Raw genomic sequence first — 13334 nt, 5'->3', positions numbered from 1 at the left:
AGCGGTCCCGGTCGTCGGGATGCAGCCGCGGCAGCCAGTTGCGCGCCGCGCCATGCATGGCGCCCGGCGACAGGCCGAGCTTGATCGAGACGTCGGGAATGGTGACGACGCGGTCGCGCGCCACGTCCCAATCCCACACCATGTCGCCGGAGCCGGTCAGCGCCAGCGATTGCCGCTCGAGATCGGAAAACAGCCCCTGCTGGAAGGCGCCGCCGGCAAAAGCATGCTGCATGACGGTGAAGCCGATCAAGAGCACGATGAGCACCAGGCCGCCGCCGAGTGCGGGCTGGATGATGTCGTTGTCGAGCCGTCCGGTGACCGTCAGCCACGCCCCGAACAGCCACACCAGGATCAGCGCCCAGGCCGGGACCAGCAGGATGGCGCGGTCATAGCGGTTGAAGCCGAGATAGATGATCAAAAGCAGCCCCATCGTCGCCGTCAGCGCGAAGGAAAGCCTGGCGATGCCGGCGGCAATCGACGGATCGTAGATCGCCACGCCAAAGAGCAGGGCAAGGCCAAGCACCCAGGCAAGTGTCGCGTAGCCGAGATGCGCATGCCAGCGGTTGAGGTTGAGATAAGTGAACAGGAAGATGACGAAACTCGACGCCAGCGCCACCTCCGCACAGGCGCGCCATATTCGCTGGTCGGCCGAAGCGACGCTGATCAGCTTGCCGAGGAAACCGAAGTCGACGCAGATATAGCCGAGCACCGCCCAGGCAAGGGCCGCCGTCGCCGGCAGCATCGAGGTGCCCTTGACGACGAAGAGGATGGTCAGGAACACGGCAAGCAGGCCGGCAATGCCCAGCACGATGCCGCGATAGAGCGTGAAGGCGTTGATCGTGTCCTTGTAGGCGTCGGGTTCCCAGAGATAGATCTGCGGCAGCTCCGGCGTCGACAGTTCGGCGACGAAGGTGATGACGGCGCCGGGGTTCAGCGTGATGCGAAAGACATCGGCCTCGTCGCTCGGCTGCCGATCGAGCGCAAAACCTTCGCTCGGGGTGATGGCGCTGATGCGCTGCGAGCCGAGATCCGGCCAGAACAGCTTGGAATTGACCAGACGGAAATGCGGCGCGACGATGACGCGCTCGAGCTGTTCCTCCGAAACGTTGGCGAGCGCAAACACCGCCCAGTCGCCCTGATGGTTCTCCGAGCTTGCCCTGACCTCGATGCGGCGGCGGATCCCATCGGCGCCGGCCGCCGTCGAAACCTGGAAGGCCTCGCCCTGGTTGGCGTAGATCTCGGTCGTCGCGGTCAGATCGAGCGCGGTATCGTCACGGGAAATTTTTACAGGTTCGGCCGCCTGGGCAACGCCCGCCACGAAGGCGAAGGCCGCCAGGAAAAAGGCTGCGATCACCGCGATCACTCGTCCGGACGGTGACTTGGGCAGCATGCGGTCTCTTGTCATCGGCTGTCGGTTTTCCTGCCTTTATCCGTATCGGTGGCGAGACGTGAAAACATCACATGGTCATGCCACTGACCGTTGATCTTTAAATATCCGCGCAGATAGCCTTCCTGTTGAAACCCGGCTTTTTCAAGCAGACGAATGCTGCGCGCGTTATCTGGAATACAGGCTGCTTCGATACGGTGCAACTCAAGCCCGGCGAAGATGTAAGGAATAACCAATTGAAGGGCGGCGAACATATGCCCCTGGCCGGCATGGCGTTCGCCCATCCAGTAGCCGATCATGCAGCTTTGTGCCGCACCTCTTCTGATGTAGCCGATGGTGACACCGCCGACGAGCGTCATGTCGCCTTTCAGGAAAATGAACAGCGGTACCGCCTGGCCCGAGGCATATTCCTGCTTGCCACGGACGACGCGGGCGCGGTAGGCGCCCTCCGTCAGCTCGTCGCGCCGCCAGGTCGGCTCCCAGGGTTCCAGGAACTTGCGGCTTTCGGCGCGCAGCCGGTGCCACTGGTTGAAATCCTGATAGCGCGGCAGGCGCAGGAGATATCTGTCGTTCTCCAGCTCCACCGCTTCCGGCTGCCGCGACAGGAACCGAAAAACCGATTTTGGCATCGATCACTCCCGGCAGGACAGACGTCGGCTCAGCGGCTTGCCTGCAGCGTCTTCGACGCCGGGACCGAAAGCGAGGCGGTGATGTCTTCCATCGGCGCGAGCTGTTCCAACGGACCGATCGCCGAAAGCGTCGGCACCGTGTCATAGAACAGCCGGCCGGCGAGGTCGGTCAGCCGCTCGATGGTGATGCCCTCCAGCCGCTCCATCATCTCCGGATTGGAGATCGGCCGGCCGTAAAGCATCATCTGCCTTGCGATCTGGCCGGCGCGGGCCGCCGGGCTTTCCGCACCCATCAACAGCTGGGCGCGGATCTGGGCGCGGGCGCGCTCGATTTCCTTCTGGTGGATCTGATCGGCTGATTTGTGCAGCTCGTCGATGATGACGGGCACCAGCTCCGGCAGGTTTTCACCGCCGGTCGCGGCATGAATGCCGAAGATGCCGGTGTCGGAAAAGCCCCAGTGGAAGGCATAGACGGAATAACAGAGGCCGCGGAACTCGCGCACTTCCTGGAAGAGCCTGGACGACATGCCGCCGCCAAGGATATTGGCGAGGATCTGCGAACAGTAGAAATCGCGGGCGTGGTAAGGCTTGCCTTCGAAGCCGAGCAGGATCTGCGCGTCCATCAGGTCGCGCGGTTCGCGCACGCTGCCGCCGATATAACGCGCCGGTTCCATGACGGGCGGCGCGGAAGGGGCAGTCGGCAGGCTCGCGAAACGATCCTCGACCATGCGCAGGAATTCTTCATGCTCGACGGCGCCGGTGGCGACCACGAACATGCGGTCGGTCGTGTAGTTGCGGCTGAGATAGCCACGGATCTGCTGCGGCGTGAAGGAGACGACGGTCTCCGGCGTGCCGAGGATCGCCCGGCCGAGCGTCTGGTCACGATAGGCGACCTCGGAGAACCGGTCGAACACCACGTCGTCGGGCGTGTCGTTGGCGGCGTTGATCTCCTGCAGGATCACCTGCTTCTCGCGCTCCAGCTCCTCTTCCTCGAAGGCCGATTCCGTCAGGATGTCGGCGAGGATGTCGACGGCAAGCGGCACGTAGTCCTTGAGCACGCGGGCATAATAGGAGGTCGTCTCGGTCGAGGTCGCGGCATTGACTTCGCCGCCGACATCCTCGATCTCCTCGGCAATCTGGCGGGCCGTGCGGCGCGCCGTGCCCTTGAAGGCCATGTGTTCGAGCAGATGAGCGATGCCGTGCTCGTTATCCGTCTCGTTACGCGATCCCGATTTGATCCAGACTCCGAGCGCAACGCTTTCAAGATGCGGCATGGTCTCTGTGACTACTGTCAGCCCGGATTTAAGCCGGGTGCACTCAACTGTCATTGGCTATCTTTCTGCGCCTGCTGTCGTCTCGCCGCGGGCATGCTTGCCGATAAAAGTCTCAACGGCTTTCAGCTCCGGTTTGATGATCTGGAAACGCTCCTCCCTGTGCATTAGATCAGCAAGCCACGTCGGAAGCGCCGGGTCAATACCGCAGGCGGATTTTACGGCGGCGGGGAATTTCGCCGGATGCGCGGTCGAAAGCGTCACCATCGGCGTATTCGGCTTTTCTTTCTTCTGCGCGACGAAGACGCCGATCGCCGAATGCGGATCCAGCAGATAGCCGGTCTCGGCATGGGTCTGGCGGATCGTCTCTGCCACTTGCTTCTCGCTGGCGCGCCCGGCGCGGAAGTCGCGGCGGATCGCCTTCAGCGCTTGCGCACCGATCTCGAAGCCGTTGGATTGCTTGAGGCTTTCCATCGCCGCGCGCACCTTCGAGGCGTCGCGGTCATAGGCTTCGAAGAGCAGCCGTTCGAAGTTCGAGGAGATCTGGATGTCCATCGACGGCGAACTCGTCGCCTTGACCGCCTTCATGTCGTAGCGGCCGGTCTTCAGCGCCCGCGCCAGAATGTCGTTCTCGTTGGTCGCGATCACCAGCCGGTCGATCGGCAGGCCCATGCGCTTGGCGCAGTAGCCGGCGAAAATATCGCCGAAATTGCCGGTGGGCACCGTGAACGAGATCTTCCGGTCCGGGCCGCCAAGCGCCACCGCCGCCGTGAAATAATAGACGATCTGGGCCATGATCCGCGCCCAGTTGATCGAGTTGACGCCTGACAGCCGGACCTTGTCGCGGAAGGCCACGTCGTTGAACATCGCCTTCACGAGGTTCTGGCAGTCGTCGAAATTGCCCTCGACGGCAAGCGCATGCACATTTGATGACGACGAGGTCGTCATCTGCCGCTGCTGCACCGGCGAGACCTTGCCGTGCGGGAAGAGGATGAAGATGTCGGTACGTTCGCGGCCGGCGAATGCGTCGATCGCCGCCCCGCCGGTATCGCCCGAGGTGGCGCCAACGATCGTCGCCCGCTCGCCGCGCTTCTCGAGCGCATAATCCATCAACCGGGCGAGCAATTGCATCGCCACGTCCTTGAAGGCGAGCGTCGTGCCGTGGAAAAGCTCCATGACGAAGCTGTTCGGCCCGGTCTGGACGAGCGGCGCGATCGCCGGATGGCGGAAGGTGCCATAGGCCTCGTCGATCATCGCCCGGAAGGTATCGTCGGGGATCTCGCCATTGGTGAAGGGCGACAGGATGGTGAAGGCGATCTCCTGATAGGTCTTGCCCCTGAGCGCCCGGATCTCCTTCTTGGAAAAGCTCGGCCATTTCGAGGGAACGTAGAGCCCGCCATCGCGCGCCAGCCCCGTCAAAAGGGCGTCGCAAAAGCCGAGGGAAGGGGCCTCGCCGCGGGTCGAGATATAGTCCACGTTCGTCATCCTTGATCTATCGCTGGAGGAAATCCGGCCGGGCGCGCCATGGCCCGCTCTGCCGGAAATCTGGGCCGGAAATCGAAAAGGGGCCGCCCTGCGGGCAGGGCTCTGCTTGTATGCTTTTGAACTTGCCCGCATCCGGCGTCGAAAAGTGCATCAAAACGGCGCTTACCCAATCGATTTTTGTTTGCGCCGCTGATATAGACCATCGCAAACCGTCATGAAAGGCCTCGCGAAAAAGACATGGGGCCTCCAAGAAACGCTTGTACAAGGGATGGAATATGGTGCTCGGCAAGGTCTCGCGTCTCATCGTCTCCGCATCTTTTCTTGCCCTGCTGACTGGTTGCAACTCGCTCGGCATAGGCGGCGACAGCAAGTCGTCAGCGCCGACGACCCAGCCGAACGGCACCGCCCAGATCATGCCGCTGGCGCCCGCCAACCCCTCTTCGAACAATCCTTCGATCGGCACCGCCACGACGGCGCAGGGCACGGTCGCCCCCGTCGTCCAGGGCGCCTGCCCGCAGATCTTCATGCGTGACCAGGACGCGATCTTCCGCACCTATGCCAAGGGCAAGAAAGACGATCCGCAGCAGGTCGTCTTCCAGGCCTCCTTCGGCGATTACACCCGCCAGTGCACGCTGAACGACACGAACCTGACGATGACGGTTGTCGCCCAGTTGCGCCTCGTTGCCGGCCCGGCCGGTACGCCAGGCCCGGTGACGCTGCCGATCCGCATCTCCGTCCTCGACGGCGAGACCGTGCTTTATTCCGAGGTCACCAAGTTCCCGACCGAGATCCCGCCGGGCACGCCGGGTGCGCAGGTCATCTTCCGCAAGGACGGCATCAAGATGCCGGTCGGCTCCGGCGCCCTGGTGCGCGTCAATGTCGGCTTCGACACCCAGCCGGCAAAGACCAAGAAGAGCAGCTAAAGCAATTCGGGCTTCGACCTGACATCGGCCCTCATCCGGCTGCCGCCACCTCTGCCTGGGTCGAGCCACGTGTCTCGACCCCCGGTAAGGTTGCGCGAACCGTCCCTCGAGATCGAAAACAACACTCATTTTTCGCATCGGCTTTAATTTCGTCTCCCGCGCACCGATGGATCGCTGGCCGACTTGATTTCACGCCAGCAACTGCGACGATCATCTCAGGACAGGTGCCGCAGGGAGAATGTTGCCATGAAGCTCCAGTTGATCCGAAACGCGACCTTGAAGCTCGACTACGCTGGCCGCACGGTGCTGATCGATCCTTATTTCGCTCCGAAGCACAGCCAGCCTTCTTTTGCCGGTCGCTCGCCGAACCCATTGGTCGAGCTTCCTGTCAGCATCGATAAGATCCTCGATGGCGTGGAACTGGTGATCGTCTCGCACTTGCACGAGGATCATTTCGACGAGGTGGCGATGGAGCATGTGCCGAAGCACATGCCGATTATCTGCCAACCTGGCGACGAAGCGGAAATTCGCGGAGCAGGATTCACCGAGGTCTCGCCATTGACCGATATGGCGACTTGGGAAGGTCTGACGCTCACGCGCCGCGAAGGCAGCCATGGGCTTGGTCCCGTTCTCGAAGAGATGGGCTCGGTCATGGGTTTCAGCCTCGAAGCAGCGGGCGAACCTTCGATCTACTGGGCTGGCGACACCGTGCTCTATCCGCCGGTCGCCGACGTCATCCGCGCGACGAGTCCCGATATCCTCATCACCCATTCCTGTGGCGCGTTATGGAATGGCGACCTCATTGTCATGAATGCCGAGGAAACGATCGCAGTTTGCGAAATCGCCGCGTCCAGCCTTGTGATTGCCACCCACATGGAGGCGCTCGATCACGCAACAATTGGCCGTGAGGATTTGCGTCGCGCGGCAGAGGCGCGCGGCATTCCTGCTTCCAGATTGCTGATACCCGCCGACGGGGAAGTGCTGGTGCTGACCCGATCCGCTACCCATTGACATAGCGTGCAGCTTACGGGCTCGGAGAGCTGATCTCCGTTATTCGTCGCATTGACAAGAGCGGGCTTGAGGCGCTTCGGGAGGCTCAGAGAACGTTGTCCCAGGCCGCCAGTGCGGCGACGACGCCCGGCAGGTCGTTCATGCGGGAGATTGCCGTTTCGGCGCCGGCATCCGTCAATTTGTCGGCATGGGCGGGATAGCTGTGCGAGGCGCCGGTAAAACCGATGACGCGCATGCCGGCGGCGCGCGCCGCATGCACGCCGTGGACGGAATCCTCGACCACAACAACCTTGTCAGGCGAAACACCCATCTGGCTTGCGCCATGCAGGAAGATGTCGGGCTTCGGCTTGGCGCGGTCGGGGCCAAGGTCCTTGGCGGAGAAAATGTTCGGCGCAAAAAGCGGCTTCAGGCCCACCTTGGTCAGCATCATGTCGAGCCGCTTGGTGCTCGAATTCGAGCAGATGCAGCGCTTGATCGGCAGCCTGGAGACAGCGAATTCGACACCCGGAATGGCCTGGACGTCCTGCGCCAGCCTGAGGTCGAGCATCTTCTCTGACTTATCGAGCAGTGAGGCCGAAAACGGGATGCTCGCCTCGCGCTCGATCTGCAGCAGGATGTTGCGCCATGTCATGCCGGCGAAGCGCTCGCCCATTTCTTCGACGCCGATCGGATATCCGGCCTCCGTCAGAAGCGCTGATTCGACTTCCGCCGCGATGATTTCCGAATCGACGAGAACGCCGTCGCAGTCGAAGATAATGAGGTCGAAGCCGTCCATATGTTCACGCCTTGCTGAAAGTCTGGGCTGGAAGTCTGGGTCTTGTCCGGGAATGCTGCGGCTTTACACGATGCCCGGCCAAAGCTCAACCTGATCTCAAGCATGGCTGCGATGCGGCAAGCGACCGGCTCCGGCGTCGCTGCCGGATCGGCGGCGTTGGCCGCCATCATCCCGGCCTCGACAAGCAGGAACCCGCTCGCCACCGAACGCGCATGGGGAGGGAACCGGAAGGCACAATCGCAAGCCGCATCAGCCGAATGCTCGCCTAGCATCGTGCGCGGCGCTATAAGGTGAGAGTGCCTGGAGATGACGGTGGAATGACGTCGGCAGGATTGCCCGCCGACGTCATGGCAAGTTTAAAGCGAGCTCAGAAACGCGAGGGACGGCATAAAGAAATATTCGCCTCCCTTCATCTTCACCGCTTGAGGAACGGTTGCAACGGTCTTGAGGGAGCTGGGATCACCCCAGATGGCAGCTCCTTCCATATCTGGTCGCGCAGCATCTTGTTTTGTTTGACCGATGACCGGATCGACCCCAGGCGGTGGAAAGCCAGCCGGAACGGCTGGGAAACCGGGATTGTTGGCCCAATTTTTCTGCGTGAATTCGAATTGATTGCCTATGTCACTGTTGAACGCCATGAACAGCAGGCCGACGTATTTACTCGGTTTGTTCTCGATCTTGCCATCGTTCGGATTATCTGTTCGCACGCCATAGGTTTGGCCGCGTCGGGCCATGAGGTGCTTTCGCTCGCCAGCACTGTTTTCGAACCCGCCCGACCCTCGCGGATTGGTTTTTCGGATATGCCCTGAAAAGGGACACTTCGCGCCGCTCTTGTCGCTGAAGTAGTTGAAGTTGTTCGGGACGGGTGACTCAACTCCGTCTTCTGACTGCATCGTGACCGGCGTTCCGTCCTCAAAGCGCCCGACGACCATGGCGCCGGCCCTTTCGTCATCAGATCCGAACAAGCGATCTGCAAGTTTCTGCTCTTGCCTTTTGAAGCGGCGGACGTTTTGTTCCAGCTTCCGGTATACGAAGTAACTTCCGAAATGAACGGCCGGATCGGGCGCTGCTGGATCAGGAACAATAACCTGTTCTAATGGGAAAGCCGGATCCCAGTTCGCAATCCCATCTGTCGCGTTTTCTTCCGCGTCGATGTCTTCCAGCAGAAACAGCGGCTGGCTGCGCCCATCGACATAGCCAAAGTGTTCGATACCTTCTCTATTGTCATTGTGAAGGCCCAGGCCATCTTGCGTCCCGACGATTGTTACCCCTTGCGAGGCTTGGATCAAGTTTACCACCTGATCATGAGCAGTGACCTTGGTGTCATTGAGCATATCTCCCACCAAAACGACCGCATGGATGGGATGGCGAAAATAAGAATCCCACCTGCTGACATCAGGGTCATTCAAGTCGGATTTTTGCATACCCGCGCGGAATATCGGATCGCTCGGCCTTTGGGCGATTTGGAGGGCTTGATAGCCCGCGTCAGTAAGGCCAAGCCCAATGTACGGCGTTCCCGGCGTCGAAGGTTTGGCTTTGAATGCTTCAATTTCCATTAAATGTTGCTTTGCCGATTTCATCAGCGTCGTGGAAATTGCCCGAAGGAAGCTTTTCGCAGCCTCCTTATCGTCAAACCGCAGAAAAAACAGAGTCAAAAACTCACGAACATGCGCCTTGATGATGTTCGGCTGAAGATTGTCGAGCATAGTGCTGTCATCAGCCGATGGGTTTTTCCATGATATTGGAGAGTTTAACGTGACGGACATCTTGCATTCCTCCGTTAATGACGTCGTCATTAAACAACAGGTAGCATATTTGAGTCAACGCAACCATTTATTATTTGATTTGTATTTCGAATGACGGTTTGAATCTTTTGCCTTTTTTGACCTACAAACGAACCTATTGGTATCAGGGTGCTCCGCATGTCCTCGATGCTGCGGGCGAGGGGGTAGTGGGCTTTGATCTGATTTATCACTTGCCCTCTTGGATAGGCTCTGCTGCCAGATCTGCTGAAGAGTGCAGTGACTGCCCGCCGCCTTCCGCCGAGAAGATGATGGCGCGACTTTCCGCCGTCCGGCGCGCCCAGCCTTTGTCGAAGAAACTTGACAGCAGGGACCCGCCGAGACTGCCGGCAAGATGAGCCCGCCTTTCGTTACAGTCGAGGCAGGAGCGGCAGCCGCGATGATCTGAGGTCCCCCGCGATGTCGTGGGAATGGACAAATGGCGAGCAGATAGCAGCCGTCAGGCCGCCAGCTGCCCACCCCGGCGTGCCGCTGCAGATTGCGTCGAGCCTGTCGCCCGAAGCCTGAACCGGGAAACGAGTTCGCGCAGCTTGGCAGCTTCCTGGGCAAGCTGGCCGGATGCCGCGGTGGATTGCTCCACCATCGCTGCGTTCTGCTGGGTCACTTGGTCCATGGAATTGACGGCGGTGTTGACTTCGGCAAGGCCGGTCGACTGCTCTCTTGCCGATACGGCGATGGCATCCATGTGCTGATTGATGCGGGCAATCTGCTCGCTGATCGCCTTCAGAACCTGGCTGGTATCGAGAACCAGTTTGACGCCGCTTTCCACTTCCACCGACGATTTCTGGATGTGGCCTTTGATTTCCTTTGCCGCCTGCGCCGATCTCTGGGCGAGCTCGCGAACTTCCTGCGCCACCACCGCAAAACCCTTGCCCGCGTCTCCGGCGCGTGCCGCTTCGACACCGGCATTCAGTGCCAGCAGATTGGTCTGGAAGGCGATCTCGTCGATCACGCCGATAATGCTGGAGATCTGCTGGGACGAAGCCTCGATGCGGCGCATGGCTTCTTCGGCATGCGACACGACTTCGGAAGACTTGGCGGCGTTGCGGTTTGCGTCGGTTGCTTCAGTACGTGCCTCGTCGGTCCGCTTGCTCGAGTTCGAGACATTGGCGGTGATCTGATCGAGCGCTGCGGCGGTTTCTTCCAGAGAAGCTGCCTGCTGTTCGGTTCGTTTCGACAGATCGCCGGCCCCGGAGGCGATTTCCCTTGTGCCTTCATCGATCGCGGCAATGGCGGTTGCGATCGCGCTGAGCGTCTGATCGAGCTGCCGGATCGACATGTTGAAATCATGCCGGAGGCCCTCGAAATCGGGGGCGAAGGGCTCGTCGATCTGGAAGGCGAGATCGCCGGATGCAAGCCGCTTCAAGCCTGCGGCGAGGCCCGATGTCGCCGCCCGCAGCCGTTCGGCGGCATCTTCGTCAGCCTGCTGGCGCGCCGTGACCCTCTCGGCTTCGCCCTGCAATCGGGCTGCCTCGGCGTCTTGCTCAAGCTGCTTGTTGGCAATCGCTGCCTGGCGGAAGATTTCGACGGCCGATGCCATCGTTCCGATTTCATCGGGGCGGCCGATCCCGGTGCAGGCAATGGCTGTGTCACCACCGGCGAGCCTTTGCATGTCGTTGGAAAGCGAAAGGATAGGCTTCGTGACGGTCTTGCGGGTCAGGAAATAGAGGCCAACGGCGAAGAGCGCGGCCAAGCCCAGAAGCGCTTTCAGGACGATATCGACCGACGCTTTTATGTCGGCGCTATGTTTGGAAATTTCGTCCGACGCTGCGGTGATCTCATCCCCGGCCTGTTCCATGGCCGATTCCAACGTCGAGAACTGCTGCATGAATTCGGGCAAGGCCTTCAAAGCCGCCGAGGGATCCTGGCTCGCCAGATCGACGATCTTCTTGGCGCTTTCGACATAGGTCAGAAGGGGAGGTTCGATGCTGGCAAGCAGCGCTTTGGTCTTTTCGTCGGCGGCAAGCGCCTTGTTGGCAGCAATCATCTCGCGGAACGACGCGTCGTGCTCCGCCAGATCCGCCTTCACCCCGGCAGCTTCTATGCCGGCTGCCGGATTGGACGCCAGCATGGATGCCAGCACGTCCGCGCGCATTGCGTCATGCATCATGTCGGCCTGCATGTGGTTGCGCAGGATCTGTGCCGACCGGGCAACGTCGGCGTTGTTTTCGGAGAGGGTCGAGGCGGACCAGATGCCGACGCCCGTCGCGCCGCCCGCCAAGGCGAAAATCGCGATGCTCGCAATGATGATCTTATGCTGGATCGACGCCATGATAGGGCTCTCTCGTTAATTTAGAAGGTGAGAGTACCAGAACATGCTTAATGATTTCTCAGCAGCGTGCCGCTTAGCGGCGCGAAAACAATAGGTTGCAGTGGATATTTCACTTTCGATGAAAAGTTGAGCTCGTTGTGGGTCGAGCGGATCCCCGATGCCGATAGAATGACGGACCTGCGCGAGTGCCGCGGCCTCGTCGAGGCTCATTGCTGCTTCACGGTCTGGGGCGTACCATGCATGCGCAAGAGGAGAGGGACAATGAGGCTTTCAGCTTTCGTCCGACCGGCGGCAGCCGTAGTGCTGCTGTTTGCCTTCACATCCACCGACGTTATCGCCAAGGGCAAGCACCGAAGCTGTGCGCAGCTGCAGGCGATGAAGGATAATGCCCTGACCGGCGGAAAGCATGCCGGGGATGGCACCGACAGGAGAGCCAAGATCGAAAGGAAGATGAGGAAGAAAGGCTGCTAGAGGCAAGTCGCCGATAGCTTGCGAGCACCGAGAGAACATGGTCTGGCAGCAGGCAAGCCTGTTACCGCGTTGAGGATGGCGTGACATCCATCAAATCCGCGTCATGGCAGACGAACCGTAGCCCGGGGACTACCTTTGGCAAACTCATGCACTAGATGGCGATCGAGGAGGACGCCACCGCCGCTCTTGGGAGGAGAACAAGCGGCATGCCAAAGAATGGATGAAGAGGAAGGCAGCATGACGATCGAGGACATCATCGAAACCCTGGAAAAGACTGACATGCCCGACAGCCGGATCGACGCTTTCATCACCTGTGCCTTTCTGTTGAAGCAACTCCGTCCGGCCGAGCCCAACGATTTCGACGGTCCTAACGATTACCTGCCGAGCAGTATCAAGTCAGAGCACGGCTTCCTGATGGCGCGACCCTTCACACACGACGTCAATCACGCCATCGACCTGTGCCGGGAAGTCCGGCCGGATGCGGTTTGGCACCTCGCCCGCGGCCGCCAGACAGCGGACGAGTCGCTCTACGGTGCGCAGCTGCGCGAGATCAAGGAGGGTGAAAGCGTGCTCGGTGAAGCCGAGAGCAATCACGCGGCGCTGGCGCTCACGCTGGCGGCGCTGCGCGCGCATGTGCGGCAGGAAGATGAAAAGAGGGCAGGTGCGTGAGGGAGGTGGATGCTGAACTTGAATCTTTTGTAGATCCGTAACAAACCTACCCATCAATCGGAAAAAGCTTCAGGAACTGCCGATCGCCTTCCGGCGAAAACAGGATCGAGCGGCTTTCCGCCGTGCGCCGCGCCCAGCCTTTGTCGAGGAAGCTTGAAAGCAGGGCTTTGCCGAGGCTGCCGGCGAGGTGGGCGCGTCTTTCGCTCCAGTCGAGGCAGGAGCGGCAGAGCGGCCGGCGCGACGATCTGAGGTCGCTAACATCGATGCCGATGCATTTGAGATCGCCTTCGCCCTTTTCCGTCAGCGCCAGGCCTTCGCCGACCGCCTCGATCGAGCCAGAGGCAATCAGGCTGTCGAGCATGCGCACGCCGTAATCGCCGGCAAGGTGATCGTAGCAGATGCGCGCCTTGCGCAGCGCCGGCTCCTTCGGTCCCGGCTGGTGACGCAGATGGCCGCGTCCGGCGGCAAAGCCCATCATGCTTTCGATCAGCCGCGCGACGGCCTCGTCGGCCAGCGTGAAATAGCGATGGCGCCCCTGTTTGCGCTGGGCAAGCAGCCCGCCGGCTTCGAGCTTGGCAAGATGCGTGCTCGCCGTCTGCACGGTGATGCCGCCGACGCCGGCAAGCTCGGTCGCCGTCA

The 13334-nt window shown here is 60.8% G+C and carries 12 protein-coding genes and 1 pseudogene; 4 read left to right on the top strand and 9 right to left on the bottom strand.

Going from position 1 to position 13334, the window contains the following annotated elements; all coding sequences use genetic code 11:
* The 4 genes from MOV76_RS34715 to thrC form a co-directional block, all read right to left on the bottom strand.
* Nucleotides 1–1405: 7TM diverse intracellular signaling domain-containing protein (locus MOV76_RS34715; protein ID WP_309506735.1), on the bottom strand; the 1405-nt coding region annotated here is incomplete at its 3' end.
* Nucleotides 1402–2016 carry a GNAT family N-acetyltransferase gene (locus MOV76_RS34710; protein ID WP_018245151.1) on the bottom strand — a complete coding sequence of 205 codons (615 nt, stop codon included), beginning with the start codon at nt 2014–2016 and terminating at the stop codon, nt 1402–1404. The genes MOV76_RS34710 and MOV76_RS34715, both read right to left, overlap by 4 nt.
* A 29-nt stretch (nt 2017–2045) precedes the next feature.
* Nucleotides 2046–3344: a pitrilysin family protein gene (locus MOV76_RS34705; RefSeq protein ID WP_018245152.1), complete on the bottom strand. Its 1299-nt coding sequence runs from the start codon at nt 3342–3344 to the stop codon at nt 2046–2048.
* 3 nt (nt 3345–3347) lie between these two features.
* Complete coding sequence (gene thrC, locus MOV76_RS34700) at nt 3348–4772, bottom strand: threonine synthase (RefSeq protein WP_018245153.1); 1425 nt, start codon at nt 4770–4772, stop codon at nt 3348–3350.
* A 275-nt stretch (nt 4773–5047) separates the two neighbouring features.
* Here thrC and MOV76_RS34695 point away from each other — a divergent pair, with 275 nt between their 5' ends.
* Both MOV76_RS34695 and MOV76_RS34690 read left to right on the top strand, forming a co-directional pair.
* Nucleotides 5048–5695, top strand: a complete 648-nt coding sequence (locus tag MOV76_RS34695) for a hypothetical protein (RefSeq protein ID WP_018449237.1) — start codon at nt 5048–5050, stop codon at nt 5693–5695.
* A gap of 246 nt (nt 5696–5941) precedes the next feature.
* Complete coding sequence (locus MOV76_RS34690) at nt 5942–6706, top strand: MBL fold metallo-hydrolase (protein WP_247266235.1); 765 nt, start codon at nt 5942–5944, stop codon at nt 6704–6706.
* 85 nt (nt 6707–6791) lie between these two features.
* On the opposite strand, the gene MOV76_RS34685 is transcribed toward MOV76_RS34690, so the two are convergent.
* The 4 genes and pseudogenes from MOV76_RS34685 to MOV76_RS34670 all read right to left on the bottom strand — a co-directional run bounded on the left by MOV76_RS34685 (nt 6792) and on the right by MOV76_RS34670 (nt 11555).
* Nucleotides 6792–7481: an HAD family hydrolase gene (locus tag MOV76_RS34685; RefSeq protein ID WP_028734823.1), complete on the bottom strand. Its 690-nt coding sequence runs from the start codon at nt 7479–7481 to the stop codon at nt 6792–6794.
* Nucleotides 7482–7837: 356 nt separating this feature from the next.
* Entirely contained in the window at nt 7838–9187 is a 1350-nt protein-coding gene (locus tag MOV76_RS34680; RefSeq protein ID WP_247266234.1) for a peroxidase, read from the bottom strand.
* Nucleotides 9188–9452: 265 nt separating this feature from the next.
* A pseudogene (locus MOV76_RS34675) lies at nt 9453–9656 on the bottom strand (hypothetical protein); the annotation flags it as partial.
* A 66-nt stretch (nt 9657–9722) separates the two neighbouring features.
* Nucleotides 9723–11555, bottom strand: a complete 1833-nt coding sequence (locus MOV76_RS34670) for a methyl-accepting chemotaxis protein (RefSeq protein ID WP_247266233.1) — start codon at nt 11553–11555, stop codon at nt 9723–9725.
* A 261-nt stretch (nt 11556–11816) separates the two neighbouring features.
* Here MOV76_RS34670 and MOV76_RS34665 point away from each other — a divergent pair, with 261 nt between their 5' ends.
* Both MOV76_RS34665 and MOV76_RS34660 read left to right on the top strand, forming a co-directional pair.
* Nucleotides 11817–12026, top strand: coding sequence for a hypothetical protein (locus tag MOV76_RS34665; protein ID WP_130759354.1), 210 nt, complete (start codon nt 11817–11819; stop codon nt 12024–12026).
* 237 nt (nt 12027–12263) lie between these two features.
* Nucleotides 12264–12695 (top strand): hypothetical protein, encoded by a 432-nt coding sequence (locus MOV76_RS34660; protein ID WP_026188649.1) that lies wholly within the window; start codon nt 12264–12266, stop codon nt 12693–12695.
* Nucleotides 12696–12741: 46 nt separating this feature from the next.
* Here the strand turns inward: MOV76_RS34660 and MOV76_RS34655 are convergent.
* The coding region (locus MOV76_RS34655) for a helix-turn-helix transcriptional regulator (protein ID WP_247266232.1) at nt 12742–13334 on the bottom strand (593 nt) is incomplete at its 5' end.

It is taken from the genome of Rhizobium sp. PRIMUS64, assembly GCF_023006465.1.
Lineage (GTDB): Bacteria > Pseudomonadota > Alphaproteobacteria > Rhizobiales > Rhizobiaceae > Rhizobium > Rhizobium leguminosarum.
This window is presented reverse-complemented; position numbering and strand designations above follow the sequence as displayed.

What these genes read in the sequence shown, in the direction of transcription:
- MOV76_RS34710 (WP_018245151.1), bottom strand. Translation starts at nt 2,016, where the DNA reads ATGCCAAAATCGGTTTTTCGGTTCCTGTCGCGGCAGCCGGAAGCGGTG.
- thrC (WP_018245153.1), bottom strand. Translation starts at nt 4,772, where the DNA reads ATGACGAACGTGGACTATATCTCGACCCGCGGCGAGGCCCCTTCCCTC.
- MOV76_RS34690 (WP_247266235.1), top strand. Translation starts at nt 5,942, where the DNA reads ATGAAGCTCCAGTTGATCCGAAACGCGACCTTGAAGCTCGACTACGCT.
- MOV76_RS34680 (WP_247266234.1), bottom strand. Translation starts at nt 9,187, where the DNA reads ATGCTCGACAATCTTCAGCCGAACATCATCAAGGCGCATGTTCGTGAG.
- MOV76_RS34685 (WP_028734823.1), bottom strand. Translation starts at nt 7,481, where the DNA reads ATGGACGGCTTCGACCTCATTATCTTCGACTGCGACGGCGTTCTCGTC.
- MOV76_RS34695 (WP_018449237.1), top strand. Translation starts at nt 5,048, where the DNA reads ATGGTGCTCGGCAAGGTCTCGCGTCTCATCGTCTCCGCATCTTTTCTT.
- MOV76_RS34670 (WP_247266233.1), bottom strand. Translation starts at nt 11,555, where the DNA reads ATGGCGTCGATCCAGCATAAGATCATCATTGCGAGCATCGCGATTTTC.
- MOV76_RS34665 (WP_130759354.1), top strand. Translation starts at nt 11,817, where the DNA reads ATGAGGCTTTCAGCTTTCGTCCGACCGGCGGCAGCCGTAGTGCTGCTG.
- MOV76_RS34705 (WP_018245152.1), bottom strand. Translation starts at nt 3,344, where the DNA reads ATGACAGTTGAGTGCACCCGGCTTAAATCCGGGCTGACAGTAGTCACA.
- MOV76_RS34660 (WP_026188649.1), top strand. Translation starts at nt 12,264, where the DNA reads ATGACGATCGAGGACATCATCGAAACCCTGGAAAAGACTGACATGCCC.